At 61.6% G+C, this 21,773-nt stretch carries 16 protein-coding genes; 9 read left to right on the forward strand and 7 right to left on the reverse strand.

The window, feature by feature from the left end; genetic code table 11:
* The first annotated feature begins 139 nt into the window (after positions 1–139).
* A complete protein-coding gene (locus tag QTL94_RS14645) occupies positions 140–1,084 on the forward strand; it encodes a carbohydrate kinase family protein (protein ID WP_289802370.1) in 945 nt (314 codons plus the stop codon).
* A 28-nt stretch (positions 1,085–1,112) separates the two neighbouring features.
* Positions 1,113–2,039 carry a pseudouridine-5'-phosphate glycosidase gene (locus QTL94_RS14650; protein WP_289802371.1) on the forward strand — a complete coding sequence of 309 codons (927 nt, stop codon included), beginning with the start codon at positions 1,113–1,115 and terminating at the stop codon, positions 2,037–2,039.
* A gap of 531 nt (positions 2,040–2,570) precedes the next feature.
* Here the strand turns inward: QTL94_RS14650 and cckA are convergent.
* On the reverse strand, positions 2,571–5,171 hold the full coding sequence (cckA, locus tag QTL94_RS14655) for a cell cycle histidine kinase CckA (protein ID WP_289802372.1): 2,601 nt from the start codon (positions 5,169–5,171) through the stop codon (positions 2,571–2,573).
* A gap of 284 nt (positions 5,172–5,455) precedes the next feature.
* On the opposite strand from cckA, the gene QTL94_RS14660 reads away from it, so the two are divergent.
* Positions 5,456–6,442 (forward strand): flagellar biosynthetic protein FliO, encoded by a 987-nt coding sequence (locus QTL94_RS14660; RefSeq protein ID WP_289802373.1) that lies wholly within the window; start codon positions 5,456–5,458, stop codon positions 6,440–6,442.
* An 82-nt stretch (positions 6,443–6,524) separates the two neighbouring features.
* On the opposite strand, the gene dksA is transcribed toward QTL94_RS14660, so the two are convergent.
* Positions 6,525–6,944 carry an RNA polymerase-binding protein DksA gene (gene dksA, locus QTL94_RS14665; protein ID WP_065693908.1) on the reverse strand — a complete coding sequence of 140 codons (420 nt, stop codon included), beginning with the start codon at positions 6,942–6,944 and terminating at the stop codon, positions 6,525–6,527.
* 273 nt (positions 6,945–7,217) lie between these two features.
* On the opposite strand from dksA, the gene QTL94_RS14670 reads away from it, so the two are divergent.
* From QTL94_RS14670 to QTL94_RS14685, 4 genes are all read left to right on the forward strand, one after another.
* Positions 7,218–7,709: a SixA phosphatase family protein gene (locus tag QTL94_RS14670; RefSeq protein ID WP_113521076.1), complete on the forward strand. Its 492-nt coding sequence runs from the start codon at positions 7,218–7,220 to the stop codon at positions 7,707–7,709.
* Between the two features lie 75 nt (positions 7,710–7,784).
* A complete protein-coding gene (locus QTL94_RS14675; RefSeq protein ID WP_289802374.1) occupies positions 7,785–9,260 on the forward strand; it encodes a YcjX family GTP-binding protein in 1,476 nt (491 codons plus the stop codon).
* Positions 9,257–10,345: a YcjF family protein gene (locus QTL94_RS14680; protein ID WP_289802375.1), complete on the forward strand. Its 1,089-nt coding sequence runs from the start codon at positions 9,257–9,259 to the stop codon at positions 10,343–10,345. Before QTL94_RS14675 ends, QTL94_RS14680 begins: the two co-directional genes overlap by 4 nt.
* 201 nt (positions 10,346–10,546) lie before the next feature.
* Positions 10,547–11,098, forward strand: coding sequence for a hypothetical protein (locus QTL94_RS14685; protein ID WP_289802376.1), 552 nt, complete (start codon positions 10,547–10,549; stop codon positions 11,096–11,098).
* Between the two features lie 34 nt (positions 11,099–11,132).
* On the opposite strand, the gene folK is transcribed toward QTL94_RS14685, so the two are convergent.
* From folK to folP, 3 genes are read right to left on the reverse strand one after another with little or no spacing between them, the layout of a single operon-like run.
* Complete coding sequence (gene folK / locus QTL94_RS14690) at positions 11,133–11,651, reverse strand: 2-amino-4-hydroxy-6-hydroxymethyldihydropteridine diphosphokinase (protein ID WP_289802377.1); 519 nt, start codon at positions 11,649–11,651, stop codon at positions 11,133–11,135.
* Positions 11,644–12,012 (reverse strand): dihydroneopterin aldolase, encoded by a 369-nt coding sequence (gene folB, locus QTL94_RS14695; RefSeq protein WP_065693914.1) that lies wholly within the window; start codon positions 12,010–12,012, stop codon positions 11,644–11,646. The genes folK and folB overlap by 8 nt, the downstream gene beginning before the upstream one ends.
* A complete protein-coding gene (gene folP, locus QTL94_RS14700; protein ID WP_502944138.1) occupies positions 12,009–12,875 on the reverse strand; it encodes a dihydropteroate synthase in 867 nt (288 codons plus the stop codon). The genes folB and folP overlap by 4 nt, the downstream gene beginning before the upstream one ends.
* A 98-nt stretch (positions 12,876–12,973) precedes the next feature.
* Here folP and QTL94_RS14705 point away from each other — a divergent pair, with 98 nt between their 5' ends.
* Complete coding sequence (locus QTL94_RS14705; protein WP_065693916.1) at positions 12,974–13,600, forward strand: DUF922 domain-containing Zn-dependent protease; 627 nt, start codon at positions 12,974–12,976, stop codon at positions 13,598–13,600.
* A 290-nt stretch (positions 13,601–13,890) separates the two neighbouring features.
* Here the strand turns inward: QTL94_RS14705 and QTL94_RS14710 are convergent, their stop codons facing one another.
* Together QTL94_RS14710 and QTL94_RS14715 are read right to left on the reverse strand one after the other, a co-directional pair.
* Positions 13,891–14,211, reverse strand: a complete 321-nt coding sequence (locus QTL94_RS14710; RefSeq protein WP_289802378.1) for a 2Fe-2S iron-sulfur cluster-binding protein — start codon at positions 14,209–14,211, stop codon at positions 13,891–13,893.
* A gap of 206 nt (positions 14,212–14,417) precedes the next feature.
* A complete protein-coding gene (locus QTL94_RS14715) occupies positions 14,418–14,786 on the reverse strand; it encodes an Hpt domain-containing protein (protein WP_065693918.1) in 369 nt (122 codons plus the stop codon).
* A gap of 461 nt (positions 14,787–15,247) precedes the next feature.
* On the opposite strand from QTL94_RS14715, the gene QTL94_RS14720 reads away from it, so the two are divergent.
* Positions 15,248–21,760: an apolipoprotein A-IV repeat region-like domain-containing protein gene (locus QTL94_RS14720; RefSeq protein ID WP_289802379.1), complete on the forward strand. Its 6,513-nt coding sequence runs from the start codon at positions 15,248–15,250 to the stop codon at positions 21,758–21,760.
* Positions 21,761–21,773: the final 13 nt, after the last annotated feature.

Here is a 21,773-nt window from a genome sequence, read left to right on the forward strand (position 1 = left end):
TGAAAGAAAAAGGTAAAACGCCCTGTGTTCTATGTTTGTTTTATCGATGGAAAGCAAAGGCTTATCGGTCCGGCAACGATCGCTGGCCCTCTGATGCCGGCCGGACGATTCGTCTCTTTTGCTCATGCTGGACAGAAAAATGCGCAATAAGATTCTCATCCTCGGTGGCGCTCATATCGACCGGCGCGGACGCATCTCCGGCGATACGGCGCCAGGCGCAAGCAATCCCGGTTCGTGGTTCGAGGAGCCCGGCGGCGGCGGCTTCAATGCGGCCCGCAATCTCGCGCGGCTGGGGTTCGACGTTACGATGATTTCCCCGCGTGGCGGCGATCCGACAGGCGAGATGGTGGGAGAAGCCGCCGATTTCGCCGGCATCAACGACCGCCCCTTCGTCTTCCTGGACCGCAAGACTCCGAGCTACACCGCCATTATGGAACGCGACGGCAATCTCGTTATCGCCCTCGCCGACATGGATCTCTACCGCATGTTCGTGCCCCGGCGGCTTTCTATTCGCGCCGTGCGCGACGCGTTTGCGGGAACCGACTTCATCCTCTTTGACGCCAACCTTCCGGAAGAAACGCTGTCGGCCATCGTCTCCCGCGCCAATTCGCTCGGAAAGCCGGTCGCCGCGATCGCCATCTCGCCTGCGAAGGCGGTGAAGCTGAAGCCTTGCATGAGCGGTATAGACTATCTCTTCCTCAACGAAGCGGAGGCAATCGCGCTGACCGGCGAACGGCCGAATGACCCTTCTCACTGGCCGTCACTGCTTGGCGACATAGGTCTCAAGGGTGGCGTCGTTACACGCGGCCAACGCGACCTTATCGCATTCGCGGGCGGACGCGTCGTCGCGCTGCAGCCAGCAAACGTCGAAGATGTGGCCGACGTGACAGGTGCAGGAGATTCGCTGGCAGCCGGCGTCATATCCGCCCTGATGCGCGGCCTGCCGCTCGCCGACGCCGTGAGAGAAGGTGCCGCGGCAGCAGCCATGACCGTAAGATCACCGCATGCAGTGAACGAAAACCTATCCCCCGAAAGGCTGCAGGAAACACTTGCCCTTGTTCCGCAGGCAAGAATTCTGCATTGAAGCCCCTACCGATGAAATGGAAAAGACGATGACGAAACCGATCTCCCCCCTGCTGCCAATCTCCTATTCCCAGGAAGTCGCAAGCGCCAAGCAGCGTGGCGCACCGATCGTGGCACTCGAATCCACGATCATCACGCACGGAATGCCTTATCCGGGCAATATCGAGATGGCGCGTAGCGTCGAAGCGATCATCCGCGAACAGGGCGCCGTCCCGGCGACGATCGCGGTCATCCACGGCACCCTTCATATCGGTCTTGAAGCCGAAGAGCTCGAACAGCTCGCACAGGCAAAGGATGTGCTCAAGGTGTCCCGCGCCGACCTCGCCTTCGCCATCGCCGAGCGCCGTCATGGTGCAACAACGGTTGCAGCGACAATGATTGCGGCCGCGCGTGCCGGCATCAAGGTTTTCGCAACCGGCGGCATCGGCGGCGTGCATCGCGGTGCAGAGGAAAGCTTCGACATTTCCGCGGACCTCGAGGAACTAGGCCGCACCGGCGTCATCGTCGTTTGCGCCGGCGCAAAGGCGATCCTCGATATCCCGAAGACCCTCGAGGTGCTTGAAACGGCAGGCGTTCCTGTCGTGACCTATGAAAGCGACGAATTTCCCGCCTTCTGGTCGCGCTCCTCCGGCCTGCCGAGCCCCCTCACCCTGAACAGCCCCGCTGCCATCGCCAACTTCCAGACGGTTCGCGAGCAGCTCGGCATCGACGGCGGCATGCTGATCGCCAATCCGGTCCCGGAAGCCGACGAGATCCCGCGCGAAGAAATGGAAATCTATATCCAGCGCGCGCTCGACAGTGCCGAACGTGACGAAGTCAGCGGCAAATCAGTCACACCATACCTTCTCAGCACGATCTTCGATCTCACCGACGGTCAGAGCCTGAAGACCAATATCGCGCTGGTCGAGAACAACGCTCGCCTCGCGGCCGAAATCGCAGTCGCTCTTGGCGGCTGATATGAGTGTCGGGAGGCGTTTCGGCGCCTCCCAAAGTCGGGTGAAGCGCGAACTGTCACCCAAGCTTTTCTCCCCTCGCATGGCGCGTAAGAGCCACCCACTGCAGGGAGTAGACTCTGGCTAAGAGCGCGACCAAGCAAGATGTCAGCAAGATCGCCCTCCCCACGGAGGGAGCGTCCATATTTGCGTGGAAGAAGACGGTCACGCGCACGACATAGAACGCCAGCCACACACAAACCCATGCCAAGTATAACCGTGAAAACCACGACCAGAATTGCCCACTGAACAATTGCAGCTCGAAGGCGTATAGAAGAACGCCTATCGTGGCAAAGAGACCGAGACACGCATCACCGACCATCCGGAATTGTGATCGCGGCACTCCACCGAAATCAGCGAAAACCGTCCAGATATACCAAGCAGCCATAAGAACGGCAAAGAGTTTCCAGCGCATAATCACCCCCAGGTTGCGATTTTCATAACAGACAATCGCTGACGCCCGGTTCCGGAAATGGCTAAAACTCTAGAGATCCATCAGCTGTCGAGCGTCTCCTTGACGACGACAGCAAGCTGCTTCAGCGAGAACGGCTTCGGCAGGAAACCGAACTTCGAATCCGGCGGCAGGTTGCGGGCGAAGGCGTCCTCGGCATAGCCTGAGACGAAGATGAACTTCAGATCCGGGTATTTCTTGCGCAGTTCGCGCAACAGCGACGGGCCGTCCATCTCAGGCATCACCACGTCCGACACCACGATATCGACCTTGCCGTCCAGTTCCTCCATGATGTCGAGCGCCTCGACACCAGAGCCAGCCTCGTGAACGGTATAGCCGCGGGTCTCCAGCATGCGCTTGCCGCCGCGACGAACCGCTTCCTCATCCTCGACCAGCAGAATGACGGCCGATCCCGTGAGATCCTCCGGCTGTTCCGCTGCAGCAGGCGCCTGCAGGGCCGGTGCGGTCGCATCGGGCGTGACGGCATCGGCCTCGGCGGCAATGGCTGGCTCGACGATATGGCGCGGTAGGAAGACACGGAACGTCGTTCCCTTGCCGACCTCGGACTCCGGCTGGATATAGCCGCCCGACTGCTTGACGATGCCGTAGACCATAGCAAGACCGAGACCTGTTCCCTTGCCCACTTCCTTGGTTGTGAAGAAGGGTTCGAAGATCTTGTCCATGATTTCGGGCGCGATACCGGTTCCGTTATCGCTGACCTCAATGAGGACCATGTCGTCATGCGGCATGTAGGAATAGTTAAACGCCGCGACTTCGGCAGCGGTAACGTTCCTTGTGCGAAGCGTGAGATTGCCGCCTTGCGGCATGGCATCGCGAGCGTTGACGCAAAGGTTGATCAGCACCTGCTCGAATTGCGACAGGTCGGTCTTTACCGGCCAGAGATCGCGACCGTATTCGACATTGAGCTTGACGTTCGTGCCCGAGAGAAGCCGGTCCACGAGCATACGGAGATCGCCGACCACATCGGTGAGGTTCAGTACCGTCGGCCGCATAGTCTGCTTGCGGGAGAAGGCAAGCAACTGGCGAACAAGCACGGCTGCGCGATTGGCGTTGCGCTTGATCTCCATGAGATCCGCAAATCCAGGGTCGGCCGGTCGCGCCTGCAGGAGCAGGTGATCGGAGGACAGCAGTATCGCGGTCAGGACGTTGTTGAAGTCGTGCGCGATGCCGCCGGCCAGCGTTCCCACCGCGTTCATCTTCTGCGTCTGGGCCATCTGCGCCTCGAGCGCCTTCTGTTCCGTCACCTCGACGGCATAGACGATGGCGGCTTCTTCCGGCGCCTCGTCGCTCTGGTCGATGACCGCGTTGACGTAGAAACGGAAATGTCGACCGTCGTCGGTCGGCGTTTTGGAGTCGATCGGCGCAATGTCGCCCTGACGGTCCTTGGCGGCAGCCAGCGCCTGTTGCAACCGCGCCTTATCGACGTCCTGCACGATGGTCTCGAACAGCGCGCCATTCTCCACGTCGTCACGCGAGACAATGCCGGAGAACAGTTTCAGGAAAGGCGCGTTGGTTCGAAGAATCCGCCCATTGCCATCGACGGAAGCGATCGCCATCGGCGTATTGTTGAAGAAACGCGTAAAGCGCATGACCGCCGAGGAGGCCGATTGCTCGTTCTCGCCGCTTTCGCGCCGCGTCAGGACGATCGTCCGGCTCTCGCCCGGCGCCCCGTCTCGCATCGACGTCACACTATGGATGATCTGTACCGGAAGGCTCTGACCATTTGATTTCTTGAAATCGAGATCGAGCGTAACGGTCTTCTTGAGGCCCGGATCGGCCTGCACCGACTGGATAAGCGCCAAGCCCTCGCCTGCGACGAGGTCGCCGATCGTCACGGAGCCCGGAATGAACTTCGTGAGATCGAGGCCGAGCCACTCTGCCAAAGTCGCGTTGAGATAGAAGATTTCGCCCTTCCGCCCCGCGGAAAAGAAACCTGCCGGCGCATGGTCGAGATAATCGATCGCGTTCTGCAACTCCTTGAAGAAGCGCTCCTGGTCATCGCGCTCGGAGGTGATATCGCTGATCTGCCAGATCTGCAGAGGCTTTCCGCCACCCTCCTCGTCCTTCAGCGTCCTGGCCTTGAGACGATACCAGTGCGCACCCGAGCCGTTTGCAGACGGTCCAAGAGCACGCAGCAGCCGGAACTCCTCGCGCCCCTCTTTCCCCTCTCGCAGCCCGTTCGAAAGCCGGTAGAGCGCTTCGTTCGATTCGCGGTGACGCGACAGCAGGGCTTCCAGCGTCTGCACCTCGGTCGGCTTGCGAGCACCCGTCAGTTCGCCATAGGCGGCATTGGCGTAGACGATCCGACCCTTGTCGTCCGTGATCAACGATCCGTCAGGATGACTATTCAGAAACGCGCGAGCAAGACTGTCCGATTGGCGCTGCGGCATTACTTCAATGAAGCCGATGATCGACGACACCAGGAAGAAGATCCCGACCATGGCAAGCACGCCAAGGACGCCGAGAACCATCTCGTTATTGAGTGAATTCTTGAACACCACGAAGCCTGCGGCGGCGCCGATCAGGACCAGGGCCAGCAAGACAATGCGCAAGGCCGTTCCCGCGCGCCCTCCACGGTCCACGAGCGGTTCGCTAAACTTTTCGGCCTGACGCGGTTTCGTCATGTACTTCCTCGCATTGCCCGCCGGTCTTCAACTCGTAACAGAGAGCGAAGCAGGAATCAGACACTTCTCTTCTTCTTAGCAATTTGCTGCCCCGCCAAAAACACCGGGAACTGCGAAGACTGATTGAATTCACAAGGAACAGCGCCAGTTTTTCGCTTAGAATGGACGGACTTGCCAACTTGTCCGCTTCCACTCGCTCCTCCCCCGGCTGGACAAGACGCCCACCTCTTGTCTACGAAGCATAAAGATCGTCATGTGGTGAAAACCGCGAAGGAGTAAAAGAAATGTTCGATGACCTCATGGGAGCCTACGGCAGCCGTTTCCTCCTTGCGGCCGGCGGTGTCGCCATCGCTCTTTTGCTTCTCGTCGCCATCCTGTGGATCATGCGCAATCGCGCGCCGTCGCCGTTTGTCCGGGGTGGCCGTAACCGCCAGCCTCGGCTGCAGGTGCTGGATGCCGCCGCCGTGGATGCACGCCGGCGCCTCGTTCTGGTGCGTCGCGACGATGTCGAGCATCTGGTGATGATCGGCGGGCCGACCGATATCGTTATTGAAAGCCGTATCCTGCCGGCAGGCGCCGCCGTGCAGGAACCCGTTCCTGCTGCTCCGGCAGCACAGCCCGCACCGATTCCTGCAGCGCCGTCACCCTCGCGCGCCAAGGAGCAGCCGGTGATGATTGCCGAAGCGGCGCAGCCTGCCATGCCGGCAAACGTGGCGACGATCCAGAGAGCACCCGTGCCGGAGCCGGTGCAGATCGCTCAGGCCGAGGCACCGGTTGTATTTCCGGCACCGCAGCCGCGCATCCCGATCGATACCGAGACCGAGCGAGCGCTTCGCCCGTCGCCTGTGGTCGAACCTCGCCCGCAGACGCAAACCTTTGCTCCGCCGAGCCCGGCGCCGATCGAAGCATCCGCGGCAGCCGATATCCTGGACGCCGCGCGCCAGCGTGTCCTTCCACAGCAACGGATCGAGCCGCAGATAGCCACGCCGGTTCCGACGCAGCCTGCCCAGGTGGCGGATCTCGGAAACGCTGCACCTGCAAGCCAGCCGAGCGACTTCCAGCGTATCCTCGAAGACGAGATGACGAGCACCCTCGCTGCAGAGCGAATCGTTCGCGCGCCGACCCCGCCTGTCCGTCCGGCGCCGGCAGCACCTGCCACCAACATGCCACGGCGCGATCCCGAAATGGCACCGATTACCGGCGCCGATGCGGCTTTGCAGAACGAGGTCGCCAGAATCTTTGGCGAAATGAGCGTCAACCGCGACAAGTAGGCGCTCTTCACGGCGGGCGCCGCAACGAAAAAAGGCACTGCGATCGCCGCAGTGCCTTCAATTTTTTACCACCTACCTGGACTTATTCGTCCCTATAGACCTTCTCGCGACGCTCGTGGCGCTCTTGCGCCTCGATCGACAGTGTTGCGATCGGTCGTGCATCAAGACGCTTGAGGCCAATCGGCTCTCCCGTCTCTTCGCAGTATCCGTAAGTGCCGTCTTCTATACGCTGCAGGGCTGCATCGATCTTCGAGATCAGTTTTCTCTGTCGATCGCGAGCACGCAGCTCGATTGCCCGGTCCGTTTCCGAGGACGCTCGGTCCGCGAGATCGGGATGGTTTGCGCTTTCCTCGGCCAAATGATCGAGGGTTTCACGCGCCTCTCTGAGAATATCATTCTTCCAGGCAACCAATTTGGACCTGAAATAGGCCCTCTGGTTGCCATTCATGAACTCTTCCTCTTCCGAGGGGACGTAGTTGCTAAGATCGATCTTCTCACTCAACGCGATTCTCCTGAAGAACATCTCATCTGGCGGCTGTATATCCCGACCGCCCCGGCAGATTCAAGCCCCATACGCTAGGTAAACAGATTTTTAAATCTGTCACAATTTTAGGCTAAGAGGCTATTTTTCCATCATTATTCGACTTAAATCATATTGTATGTCAATTCTACCGATACGATCGTCGGCTGCTTTGGCCCTAACCTTGAGCGGTAAGGTTGACGCAGAGCCTGCCCAACAGTTACTGAAAAAAGCTCACCGATCGGGGATTCTCCTATGGCCGCAATCCTGCCTCCGCCTATCCGGATATTTCTCCTGCGACATGCGGAAGCCGCATGGGCCACATCCGGACAGAACGATTTCGACCGGCCGCTCAATGACAAGGGCTATGCCGATGCCGAGCTGGTTGCCGACAAGGCCGCCGACAAGGGCTACCGCCCGGATCTCATTCTGAGTTCGACCGCCATACGCTGCCGCGAGACGACCGATGCGATGCACCGCGCGATGGGCGCGACCGTCGAAGTTCGTTTTGTCGATGCGCTCTACAACGCCTCCCCCGACACCTACCTCGAAATCCTCGACGCGCAGGAAGAGGCGAGCTCCGTCATGCTTGTCGGGCACAACCCGACCATGGAGCAGACGCTGGAAGCGCTGATCGGCCACGACGCGCTCCTGCGTGACCTACCGACAGGCTTTCCGACGGCGGGCCTCGCCGTTCTCGATTATGTCAACGACGGCTGGAGCCTTGTCGACTTCGTAATCGACTGACATCGCCCTGCCGGCGTCTTTGCGTTTTACGCCCGGCTTCCTATATGGCGTTGCAGATCCAATCGGAATTCCGCCTTGCCGCCCAGTCTGACATCCTTCACCGACGACGCACGCATTGCTCTCGATACCTTGTCCGATCGAGCATCCGGCCTCATCAATCCGACCGTGCGCCTGGGGGTGACCGGCCTGTCGCGTGCCGGTAAAACGGTCTTCATTTCATCTCTTGTCCACAATCTGCTGCACGGTGGCCGCCTGCCGCTGTTCGAGGCGATGCAATCGGGGCGCATTTCCGGGGCTAGGCTCGAACAGCAGCCCGATGACGCCGTTCCCCGCTTCCAATACGAGGACCATATTCGCGCACTGGTAAAGGACCGTATCTGGCCCGATTCCACCCGCGCCATATCGGAACTTCGGATCACGCTCGATTATCAGAGCGCCAGCGGCTGGAACCGCTTCTTCTCACCCGGGCGACTATCGATCGACATCGTCGACTACCCCGGCGAATGGCTGCTCGACCTGCCTCTATTGACGAAGGATTATCGCACCTTCAGCGAAGAGACGATCGCCCTTGCCCGAACCGGTATCCGCGCGGAACTATCCGGCAACTGGCTGGCACAGACGAGCACCACGGATATCAACGCCCCCGCCGACGAAATGCAGGCCCGCAACCTCGCGACCGCCTTTGCGGATTACCTCAAGGCCTGCAAGGCCGACGAACGCTCCTTGTCGACCCTTCCGCCCGGACGCTTCCTGCTACCAGGAGATCTGGATGGCTCGCCTGCGCTGACCTTCGCACCCTTGCAACTGCCCCTGGACGGAAAGCCGGAAAAAGGCTCGCTGTGGGCCATGATGGAGCGCCGCTACGAGGCCTATAAGTCCGTTGTCGTCAAACCCTTCTTCCGGGAGCACTTCGCACGCCTCGACCGCCAGATCGTGCTCGTCGACGCGCTTCAGGCCATCAACCGCGGCCCGGAGGCAGTTCAGGATCTCGAACGGGCTCTCACGGATGTGCTCGCCTGTTTTCGACCAGGCAAGAATTCGATCCTTTCCTCCCTGCTTGGCCGGCGCATAGACCGCGTCCTCGTGGCAGCCACGAAGGCCGACCATCTGCACCACGAGAGCCACCACCGGCTCGACGCCCTCACCCGCCGCCTTGTCGACCGCGCCATTCAGCGCATCGGAATGGCGGGAGCCGGTATCGACGTGATGGCGCTCGCCTCCGTGCGCGCGACGCGTGAGGCTACCGTCAAGCGCGATGGGCACGAACTCCCCGTCATTATCGGCACGCCGATGGAAGGCGAAACCATCGCCGGCGAGCGCTTCGACGGTCTCAAGAAGACAGCGATATTTCCGGGAGATCTGCCAGAAGATCCCCAAAGCCTCTTCGAAAGCATTGAATCAGACAGTGCCAATGTCCAATTGCCGGATGTGAACGTCGTCCGCTTTCGTCCGCCGCAGCTGGAAGAAACAGGCGGTGGCATCAAGCTTTCGGTGCCGCATATCCGGCTCGATCGAGCCATGCAGTTCCTGTTCGGAGACCGCCTCGTATGATCAAGCCGCCATCGGAGAAGCCGCCACATGCAGGCCGTGTCCCCGCGGCATTTGCCTACGAGGAGGAAAAGGAACCGCAACGCACAGAGACCATGTCGGCGCCGCGGAAACCGCGAAGCTTCAGCGATCATATCGTGCTGACCGCCGACGAAGACGACCCCTTCATCAATCCTGACAAGGATCTTCCCGCCGTTCCCATCGCGCTGCCCCGCAAGCGCCGCACCTCGTTCGGCAAGATTGCGCTCGGTGCCTTCGGCGTCCTGTTCTCGCTGGCATTCGGGCTCTGGACCGACAGTCTCATCCGCAACCTCTTCACCCGTGCGGACTGGCTCGGCTATACGGCCCTCGCAGCCCTCGCGATCGGCATCTTGGCCGTCATCGCCATCGTCCTGCGGGAAACCGCCGGCATGATGCGGCTTGCCGCCGTCCAGACCATCAAGGCAGAAGCGGAAGCGGCCATTGTCGAGACCAAGCCCGCCAAGGCCCGCGCCCTTGTAAAGAGCCTCGAGGGCCTGCTCGCCGGCAAGCCGGAGACTGCCAAGGGGCGCGCGACGCTGAAGGCTGCCGAAGGTGACATCATCGACGCGCCGCATCTCCTGGCGCTGGCCGAGCGCGAATTGCTGGCGCCACTCGACCGGCAGGCGCGCGGCTTGATCGTCAATGCATCGAAGCGCGTGTCGATCGTTACGGCCGTCAGCCCTCGCGCCATCGTCGATCTGCTCTATGTCCTTTACGAGGCCGCCCGCCTCATCCGGGCCATGGCGGAATTGTACGGCGGTCGGCCGGGTACCCTCGGCATGATTCGCCTCATGCGCGACGTCCTTGCCCACCTCGCCGTCACCGGATCGATCGCCGTCGGCGACAGCCTCGTCCAGCAGGTCCTGGGCCACGGCCTGGCGTCCAAACTCTCCGCCCGGCTCGGCGAAGGCGTCATCAACGGACTGATGACCGCCCGCATCGGAATCGCTGCAATGGATCTCTGCCGCCCTATGGCATTTCGCGCCCTCAAGCGTCCGGGAATCGGTGATTTCATCGGTGACCTCACGCCATCGATGTCGCAACGCGGCGACAACCCCAAATCTTAATGCAGCACGGTCGTTTTCGGCCAATCGCCAACGGGCTCCGGATAAACAAGCCTGATCAATGGCTTGCGCGAGAACCCATGCTGCGCGCCGCGGCGTTTGAGGCTCTCGCCTGGGCGCAATTCGGCGCCTCCGAAACCAAGCATTAACCATTTTCGGCAAAACTCAAAACAATTCAGCGATACCGTTCGCCAGGGAAAAACCATGTACTCGCGCAAGCTTCTTCTTCTATGCGGCCTCGCCGCAGTTGCCCTTTCACCGGTCGTGGACGCGGCTCCGGCAGCGACGGCGGCTACTCGCGACAAGGCGTTTTTCGAGAGCGTCGGAGGCTCCTGGAAGGGACCGGGCGAGATTGTGGCCGGCAAATACAAGGGCACGAAATTCACCTGCAGCCTCGTGGGTGAGCCTGCCCCCGGCGGCGAGACAGGCATGAAGCTCGATGGCAGTTGCCGGGTCGGCGTCTTCAAGCAGCCGATGAGCGCAGTAATTTCCCAGTCGGGCAATACCTACAAGGGCAAGTTCCTTGATGGTGCGGCCGGCAAGGGCCTCGATGTTGTCTCAGGCACGGTCACCCCGGATACGGTCGTCATGGGCCTCAACCGCGCCAAGCTCAACGGCGCCATGATTGCCCGTATCCGCGACGACAAGACGATGAACGTCACGGTTTCCGTCAAGGTCGAAAGCCAGATGATCCCCGTCATCGGCATGACGCTGACCCGCCAAGTCGATGAAATGACAGTCGGCTCGGTTCAATAACTGCCTTGATCGTCATGGGCGCGGGGCTGCGTTCTCAGGAACGCTGCCACCAATCCGGCGACTGATCCGCAACCTCGATCCCCGCTATATCGGCCTTTGCAAGCCATTCGCCCACTGACCTGCCATCCACGATCATGTCCGCCGCGAAATCAGCCAGCGGCATCAGCACGAAGCCGCGATCGGTCATCCGCGGATGTGGCAATGCCAGCCGTGGCGCATCCTGGCTCACGCCGGCATATGTCAGTATGTCCATATCGAGCGTGCGCGGCCCCCATCGCTCGATCCGCTCCCGCTTCATCCCCCGCTCGATCTCCAGACAGACATCCAGGAGCGCCTCCGGAGCAAGTGTGGTTTCCACGCGAGCGCATGAATTGAAGAAGAAGGATTGGTCCGTCTTCCCCCAGGGCGGTGTGCGATAGAGGCGTGAAACCGCCGAGACGCGACAGTCCTCGCGCTCGTCGAGCGCTCGCAGCGCCAAAGCCATGGATTTCACCGGATCGCCGAGATTACCGCCAAGCCCGAGTGTCGCTGTCTTGAAAGCTGCGTCAGGCAAAATGTTCGACACTCACCTGAACGAAATCGAGAACGCCGGGGACAGGCGCGTTCGGCTTGCGAACCGTGATCTTGGCGCGCTTGATCTGCGGGAATTTCTCGCAAAGGCCCTTGGCGATATCCAGCGCCAACGCCTCGATCAGGTAACGTCGCCGACCGGTGACAATCTCCTCGATGACGGTGAATGCGATGCCGTAGTTCACCGTGTCGGCGATTGAATCAGTTTCCAGCGCGTCGCTCGCAATGACATCGAGTTCAGCATCGACAAAGAACCGCTGACCGAGGAATTCCTCTTCGTCATGGACACCATGGCGCGCGAAGAATGCGCAGTTCTGCAAAGTGATAGTGTATCCGGTACTCATGCCGTGCCCTTCCGATCAAACGCGTCGCGTGCTTCTAGCATAGCATCCGCGACGGCCAGCGCGTCCCTATTGATTGCGACATCGTGCACGCGAAAGATCGCCGCTCCCTGCAAGCGCAGCAGAACGCTGGTGGCCGCCGTGCCGGCATCGCGCTGCGGCGCCTCTCGCCCCGTCAACGCCCCGATGAACCGCTTGCGCGAGGTGCCTGCCAGCAAAGGCAACCCCAGCCGCTCGAGCTCAGTGAAACGAGCCATGAGCTCGACATTCTCTGCCGTATCCTTGGCAAAACCGAAACCGGGATCCAGAACGATCCGATCGCGTTCCACGCCGGCAAAGGCAGCAATCTCGAGCGACCGTTCAAGAAACAGAAACTGGTCCGCGATCACGTCGTCCAGCTTGTCGCGGTCACGACCGGTATGCATGACGCAAAGCCCCGCGCCGTTGGCCGCTGCAACGTCGGCAATCTCCGGCTCTTTCTGCAGGCCAAAGACGTCGTTGACGATATGGGCGCCGGCGCTCAAGGCAAGCCTCGCCGTCTCGGCGCGATAGGTATCGATGGAAATCAGAACCTGGCTCCTGTCTCGCAGTGCCTCGATGACAGGCAGCACGCGCGTCTGCTCCTCTTCGGGGCTGACCGCGTCAGCGTCGGGCTTGGTGGATTCGCCGCCGATATCGATGATCGACGCCCCGTCCTCCACAGCCCTTAGCGCATGTGCTATGGCAGCGTCGACGCTACCGTAGCTGCCGCCATCGGAAAAAGAGTCCGGCGTTACGTTGACGATCCCCATAATTATGGCGCGCGGACCAAGTTCGATCTCGCGGCCATGCCCGACGCGCCACCAACTGCTTCCACGCTGTGCCAACGGCGTTCATCCTATCAAACGAAAAACAGCGACACGATATTGCGCTGATCGTGGCTATGCCCCAAGCTCCCGCAAACTTCAACATGAGTATTCGCAGAATGCCTTCCCCGACGCGCCACATGTTCCTTCTCGCGGCCCTTTGCCTGACGGCTTCGATCTGCAGTCCGGCCGTTGCCGCGGTCGTGGCGACGAAGAGCTATTCCTATTTCGATATCAAGGGAAAAACAGCCGACGAACTGGATCAGCAGTTGAGCACGCGCGGCCCGACCGCAAGCGGGTCCTCCGCCCGTCATCCGGGCGCCACGAAGATCCGATTCGGAGGCGAAGCGACCTACATCCAGGATGGCGGTCGCTGCCGCGTTTCACACGCCAAGGTGACCGTCCATACGCAGATCATCCTGCCCCGCTGGAGCAACCGCAACGGTGCCAGCAAGCAGCTGTCGATGATCTGGGATACGCTGTCGAGCGACATCAAGCGCCACGAAGAGCGTCACGCTGAAATCGCCAGGGAGCAGGCAAAAAAGATGGAAAAGCGCATCTTGGCGCTACCGCCTCAGCGCACTTGCGAGGCCATGCAGGAACTGGTGACCGTCACATCGACTCGGGGAATCGAGGAACATGATCGCCTTCAGGCCCGATTCGATCAGGTCGAGGCCGTGAATTTCCAGAATCGCATCCTGCGATTGCTCAACAATCGGATTAAATCTTCGGGCGGCGTACATTAGCTGATTCGTCACCCAAAAACGACCACGAGAGCTTAGCCGAACAACGAAAATTGTGCAAAAGCCTCGTCGCCCCAGTGATTTACCGGTTATTTATCACCCTAGTAAAATCAACAACAACGCGCTAATATTCAAACATTCGAAAGTTCAGGTCGGTTAGCCGGAACTTTCGTTCCTGGGTTCTCCTGGCGCGTTGCGAAGCCGCGGATGATCCTCCCTCGTCCGTAGGTAATGCGCCTACCTCGCCTCGCTCGTCTTCGACCAGCGAGGCATTTTTTTGCGAGGGAGACGGATCAGGCCTGCCGTTCAGGCACGTGCACGATCAGACCGTCAAGCGCGGCCTTCATGCGGATCTGACAGGACAGGCGCGACGTCGGACGGACGTCGAAGGCGAAGTCCAGCATGTCTTCTTCCATCGCCTCGGGCGCGCCGACACGTTCGGTCCATTCGTCATCGACGTAGACATGACAGGTAGCGCAAGCGCAGGCGCCGCCACATTCCGCTTCGATGCCGGGCACCGAGTTGCGGACGGCATTTTCCATGACGGTCGAACCCTGATCGACATCAAGATCGAAGCGTGTGCCGTCGAAGGCGACAATAGTCAGTTTGGGCATGGCAAGTTCCGGTAAATCATCAAAGGGAGGTTTGAATTTACTTCCAACAAATCGGCGAGGCAGTCAACAACGACCGCCGACACGTCTTTCATTCCAGATTGGGAAGCGACACGCTTGCCAGATTGCGCCACTGGGACAGCCATAAAAAGACCCGCTGTTCCGGAATGGAACAACGGGTGTTGGCAATCACGCCGGCGATCGCAGTCTCAGCGGCAAAGCTTCAGAATGAAGTTCTCGGCCTCAATGACCGCCACGCCAACCGACGCGATGCTGACCGCGTCACCGCTGTGTTCTTCGAGCGCTTCCGCCGCCGCGCGCACCCGGAAGGCACCGATCGAGCCGGCAGCCCCCTTCAGCCGATGCGCGGCCGCGGCGATCGTCTTCGCATCGCCGGACGATATTTCATGCAGGCAAGCGCGCGCCTGTCGCGCGAACATCTGCAAGACTTCCAACTCAAGCGCCTTGTCGCCCATCGTCTGGTTGGCCAGATGGACGAGGTCGACCGGGCGCTCCTGCGAAGGGCGTGAGCCCTTGCAGTTGTCCGGCGCTGCGAACGCAATACTCACTGCTGCCATGTGCTACTCTCCAGTCCTGTGTCCCGCCTACAAGCATGGTGCGGGTTGCGGCGTGGCAATCGCGTTAAATTCGGGCGCATTCAGGGCGGATTTCTCCCGTTATGGTTAATACCCGTTAAACCCGCCTAAACCGTTGGATTTTTTGGTCCGCATCCGTGCGAAATGCGTTAACGAAGCATTAATATCGGGGGATTTGCAGCACCGCGTTAATTGTCTAGCGGGCACGGATGTGTCACTACGATACTATTGGGCGAGCTTTGCGGCACCTGCCTTTGCTCGCCAAGTGGATAATGGTAATGTTTTGATACCGTCTGTATGAAAAAGCAGCTATCCACTCTGAAATGATATGCTTATCCGCTCTGGTAACCGGTGCGGACGAGTTCAGAGGCAAGGGTTTGGTTCGGGTGAGGCGGAAGCCCGAGCGAGTGTGAACCGGCTGAGATGTAACGAGGCGTAACGGAATGGCGAATAACAAGTACAACGAATCGATTGAGGACAAGGCGTTCAAGGCATTGGACGAGGCGCTTCAGATCGACTTCGAGGACGATAATACGCCGTCTCTAAAAGACAAGAAGCCCGACGCCCCGGAGGCCAAAGTGTCTGAAACACCTAGCGCGCGCAGCAGCCAGACCAAGGATGAAGCCAAAGGTCGTCGAAGCGGCGCGGCCGCTCCCCGCCCCGAGCAGGGATCTCGCGCCCCGTCCTTCGCCGCCAATGATGCGAGCCGCGCGAGCCCGGCGTCGCTCCTGAAGTCCCTGGACAACGGTTCCAGCCGATCCGCCATTCGGAACGCGACCATCATCTCGCTTCTCTGGATCGTCGCCGGATTAGGCTTGGCCGCCCTACTCTATTCGCCGCAGATCTGGCAGATCCGCTCGATCTCGGACCTGATTGCCCTGCCCGGCGCTATCGCCGGCCTCGTCGGCATTATCGTTCCGGTCCTGCTGTTCTACGCATTCGCCATCATGATGGCCCGCGCCCAGGACATGCGCAACGCCGCCCGTTCGATGGCCGAGGTTGCCCTGCGCCTATCCGAACCGGAAACGATCGCCTCTGAACGCATCATGACCGTTGGTCAGGCCGTGCGCCGCGAAGTGTCGGCCATGAACGAAGGCATCGAGCGCACCATCGCGCGCGCTTCCGAACTCGAAACGCTTGTGCATTCCGAAGTGAATGCCCTTGAGCGCAGCTATGCTGATAACGAGCTGCGTGTTCGCGGCCTCGTCCACGAACTGGGGTCGGAACGCGAAGCGATCGTCAATCACGCCGAGCGCATCCGCACCTCGATCGTCGGCGTTCACGATCAGCTGCGTGAAGACCTCTCGCTCGCGACCGAAGAGATCGCTGTACGCCTCGCCACCTCGGGCGAAGCTTTCGCATCCATGATCGACACGCGCGCAGCGACGATCACCGAAAAGTCCGAATCCGCAATCCAATCCCTCGGCACGCTGCTGGCGGCAAAGACAGACTCCCTGCTCCAGACGCTGACCTCCTCCGGCTTCGCGCTCGCCAACGAGTTCGATACCCGCCTGGAAGCGCTAACCCACGGCCTCAGCGAGCATGGCGACACCATCCTCAGCCAGTTTGAAACGCGTGCGTCCACCATGGACAGCAACGCTGAGAAGCTCAATGCGGCTCTCAACGACCGCGCGCGCCAGCTGAACGAAATCCTGATCGCCCGCACCCGCGACATCAACGAGAGCCTCACGGGCGGCGAGCGCACCATCAGCAGCACGCTCGACGACGTTCTCGCCAAGCTCAACACCGCTCTCGACGAGCGCGGCACGAGCTTCCGTCACAGCTTGCAGTCCAGCGTTGACGACACGATCATGGATCTGGATCTGCGTTCAGGCTTCTTCGACGAACGCCTGCAGGCCACCGTCGCGCAGCTCTCGACGTCCTTCGACGACCGCGTCGCCGAATTCGCGAATGCCTTCGACAAGCGCGCCGGCACGCTCGACACCAAGCTCATGGAAAGCCTCAACCGGATTAACGATACGCTGACCGGCGGCACGGAATCGCTGAACGGCATCCTGAGTTCGAGCGTCGAACGGATCGGTTCTTCGCTCACCGATCAGTCCTTCGCGATCACCACCGCGCTCGCCACGGGCCAGGAAGTGCTGGAAAGCTCGCTCTCGAGCAAGGTCGACGAGTTCACCAGCGCCATCCATGCCCGCTCCACCGAAATGACCTCGGCGCTGGGCCACGCCACCTCGGAAATCTCGCTCGCACTCGCTGCCGGCACCTCTGACCTGCACAACAACCTGTCTGTGCGTTCGGCCGAATTCCGCGATACGCTGCTGTCGACAACAACGGATCTGAGCTCGGCAGTCGCTGCCGGTACGGAGCAGATCACGTCCGCGTTTGGCCGTGCCGACGACCTGAACACGATGATCGCCCAGCGCGCGTCCGATATCACGCAGGCGCTTGATTCCGCTCATGAACGGATCGATGGCGTCCTGTCCGAACGCAGCGGCAAGCTGGTGAGCGCTCTCTCGGATAGCCAGTCTCATTTCGAAAACACGCTGGCCAGCCGCTCCGAAGCGATTATCACCGCCGTTACGGGAAGCCAGGAACGCCTCGCCGATACGCTGGACGACAAGGCGATGGCACTCGCCATCTCGCTCAACGAAAGCCAGAGCCGTTTCGAAGACACGCTCGGAACCCGCGTCGATGCGATCACCAACTCGATCGCATCCGGCCACAGCAAGCTCGCCGACGCGCTGGACGAAAAGGCCATGGCGCTGGCGATCTCGCTCAACGAGGGCCAGTCCCGCATCGACGAGACGCTGGGGCAGCACGCCAAGGCAATCGAACACTCCTTCGTCAGCGGCCACGAGAAGCTCGCCGAGACGCTCGACGACCGGGCGATGGCGCTGGCCATCTCGCTCAACGAGAGCCAGACCCAGTTGGCCGAGACCCTCGGCCACCACGCGGACAGCATCGTAAACTCCATCGCCAGCGGCCAGGAAAAGCTTTCCGACGCCCTGGACGAGAAGGCGATGGCATTTGCAATTTCGCTCAATGAAGGCCATGCCCGCCTCGAAGACACGCTCGGCCATCAGGCTGAAAACATCGCGAACTCCTTGACCAGCGGTCATGACCGCATCACCGAGGCGCTGGATGACCGCGTGATGGCGATGGCCGTGTCGCTCAACGAAGGACACGAGCGCATCGAGGACACGCTTGGCCGCAGGGTCGACGCGATCACCAACTCGATCGCCAATGTCCATGAGCGCCTGGCCGACACGCTTGACGAAAAGACGATGGCGCTGGCCATTTCCTTCGGCGACAGCCAGAGCCGTTTCGACGACGCGCTCGAGGCCCGTACCAACGCGCTTCTCGACTCCGTCGCCGGCGCAGAGGCACGCGTTGCAGGTGCGTTTGCCGACAAGACGGACGCAATTCGCAGCGCCTACACCGACAATCACGACCGTCTCGAACGGACCCTGGCCGATCATGCCAATAGCCTCGCTGGAACACTCTCCAGCGCCGGCGATCGCATTGAATCGGTCACCGGTGGCGCGGCGTCGCGCCTCGAAACGAGCCTGAGCGCCGGTCACCAGCGTCTCGAAGCGTTGCATGGCGAAGCCGCCAACCGCATCGAAGGTGGTCTTGCGGCAGCAGCCGACCGTTTCGAAGCCCTGACGGGCAATGCCACGTCGAGGATCGAGGGAGGCCTCGATTCGGCTCACGACCGCATTCGCGCAACGCTCGACGACCGCACGCAGGCGATCAACCTCACGCTCGGCGATGCGCATGCACGCATCAACGATACGCTGGCAGACCAGGCAACGACGATCGGGACCTCGATCGCCGCAAGCGTCGGCATGCTGGAAATGACGCTGGAAGACCAGGAAGCGTCACTGCGCAATGCGATCGACAACAGCGCCAAGACGCTGGAAGAGCGCCTGCGCAATAGCGCCGGTGACATCGCCGTGCGCTTCCAGGATGCGGCGGGCGAGATTTCGCGCTCCGCCGAGTCCTTCTCGTCGCATCTCGATCAGTCGATCGAAGGCATGACCGGACGCTTCGCCGACACCGGTTCGCGTGTCGAGGCAGGCCTCTCCGCGCTTGAAGACCGCATTCGCGATGGCGTTGGCGGTGTCGCCCGCCAGGTGGATGCTGCTGGCGAACGCCTGTCCACCACGCTCACCGACGGCATCAGCCGCCTCGGCGCGCTGGGTGACGAGACGACCGGTCGCATCGCCTCGGCACTCGACGGCAGCGCTTCAAAGATGGCGGAGACCATCGACGCTCGTACCGCGAACCTCACCTCCGGCATCGACGCGCGCACCGCCAATCTTGGCGAGGCCATGGACCGCGGCACGGCGCATCTGGAAGAGCGCCTGACCACAATGGACCGCGCCCTCACCGTCGGTCTCGACGCCGTCAACCGGACGATCGAAGGCAAGGCCGCCGGTCTTGCCTCCTCCCTGCGCAGCGCCGTCGTCGAAGCGACCCAGGGCATGGACGCAGAGGCAACCCGTGCAGCCGAGAGCCTCGGCCTCACCGGCCGGCAGTTCGCCGATAGCCTGGACGCACGCAGCGGCGAACTGACACGGTCCATCGACGAGCGTGCCGAGCAGATCGTCAGCCGCGTTGCCGAAGCACAGAACCGGCTTGCCGGTCAGGCTGCAGCTGTTGCACAGACTTTCTCCGAGGCTGGCAATTCGATCATCAGCAAGGTCGCTGAAGCCGAAACCCTGGTCAGCGGCCAAGTAGGCGCCATCTCGCGCGCCCTCAGCGACGCGCAGGCCACCTTCGAAAGCCGTGGCACCGACCTCCGCTCGACCATTTCCAGCGCCAGCCAGGAAATCGCCACCACCATGGCCGACGTCGATCGCGCCCTGGAAGCACGCGGCAACGCTATCCGTACCGGCCTCGAAGACCGGACACGTGAGATCGACGCGACCCTCGGCAATGTCGACAAGGCGCTCGAGGCTCGTGGCAACTCCATCCGCACAGCACTGGACGAACGGACCCGCGAACTCAATTCGATGCTTGCCGGTCGCTCGTCGGAACTGTCGCGTCTCCTCGACGAGACTGCACGCCCGATGATCGACCGCTATGCGGAGACCGGCAAGGCAGCGGCCGAGCAGATCACGACGGCAGCACAGCAGAGCGCCGAGCGCCTGCGGAGCGAGAATTCGGCGCTGATCGACGCAATCGCGGCACGCACCGAAAGCGCATCCTCCGCAGTCAACGCGATGGAAAACAGCCTGCTCGCCAACGTTAACAGGCTGATCGAACGCCTGTCCGACAACAGCGCCTCCATGGGTGCGATGATGGGCCGCGCGGCCGAGGACCTGACGGCCGTAGACAGCCGCCTCGGTGACACCACCTCGCGCTTCACCGAATCCGCCTCGAAGGCGGCGGAAATGGTCTCGGCGTCGACGCGCCTCCTCGAGGGCAAGGTCGATAGGCTCTCCGATATCTCTGGCCAAACCCTGTCGCAGGTCGGCAGCATCATCAGCCGCTTCGACGAACATTCGAAGGTGCTTGGCCAGGCCTCCGGCCTGCTCGCAGCCGCCCAATCCAACCTCGTCTCGACGCTGGAAGACCGCGAATCCGCGCTCCAGAACCTGTCGGTCGGCCTCGTGCAGCGCTCGGAAGAGATCGAACAGACCATGCGTGCTCTCGGCAGCATGGTGGAATCTGCATTCGACCGCGCCGAGCAGCGCTCCAACCAGGTCAGCGGCAACCTCAGGCAGAGTGTTCAGTCCTCCTTCGCCGATATCGGAAATGTGCTGTCGGACGCAGAAAAGCGCGCCGAACAGGCGGCGGAAGCGATCCGCACCTCTGTCGTCAAGGCGAGCGAAGATGCCAATTCGACGATCGATGGCGCCTTCGGCAACGCCGAGCGTCGGTCCGGTGAGCTCTCCAACCGCCTACGCGGCGGCCTGACGGCATCCCTGTCGGAAGTCGAGCGCGTCTTCGGCGAAGCCGGCCGCGTATCGGACGGCGCAGCACAGCAGATGCGCGAATCCCTCCGTGAAGCGGTCGAGGAGGCGGTATCGCGCTTCTCCGGCGCAACCGAAGAGATCCGTCGCTCCGCCGGCGATATCCGCAACGAGCTCAACATGACGCGCAGCGAGCTGAAGCGCGGCGCCTTCGACCTCCCCGAGGAAGCCAAGGAAAGTGCGGCAGCCATGCGCCGCGCCGTTTCCGAGCAGATCAAGGCCCTGCAGGACATCTCGCACATCGTCGGGCGCTCGACGCAACAGCTCGAGATTTCGGAACCGAACGCACGGGCACTCGCCCAGGCGCAGCCTGCTCCGCGTCCCACCGCACCGGCAATCGCCCAGCAGCCACCTCAGCCCGTTCAGCAGGCACCGCAGCCTCCGGCACCCGCCGCTGTCGCAGCGCCCGCCCCGGTCGCTCCCTCGCCGATCGAAAGCTTCGGTCTGCGTGGCACGCTGACGCCTGCGACGCCGGCAACCACCCAGCAGCGGGCGCCCGTCGCCGCACCGCCGGCCAGCGCGCCGACGTCAAGCGGCTGGATTAGCGATCTCCTGCGCGGTGCATCGCGCGAAGAGGCGGCCGAGGAAGCCCAGCAGCGTCAGCCCGCACCGCGTGCGGAAGCACCGCAGCCGGCGCCACGCGCGGCCGAGAACCGCAATCCGCGCCAGGTGGTCGAGTCGCTGAACTCGCTCTCCGTCGATATCGCCCGCGCCATCGATCATGACGCCTCGGTCGATCTGTGGCGCCGTTACCAGCGCGGCGAGCGCGACGTGTTCACGCGTCGTCTCTACACGCTGAAGGGCCAGCAGACGTTTGACGAAATCAAGCGCAAGTTCGACCACGAGCCGGAGTTCCGCACGGCCGTCAATCGCTACATCGCCGATTTCGAGAGACTGTTGGCCGACGTTGCGAAGACCGATCGCGACAAGACGATCACTCAGTCCTACCTGACCTCCGACACTGGCAAGGTCTACACAATGCTTGCCCACGCGGCTGGTCGCCTGAGCTAAGCTCAACCCGGCT

The sequence above is a fragment of the Rhizobium sp. S96 genome (assembly GCF_030382195.1).
Classification (GTDB): domain Bacteria; phylum Pseudomonadota; class Alphaproteobacteria; order Rhizobiales; family Rhizobiaceae; genus Rhizobium.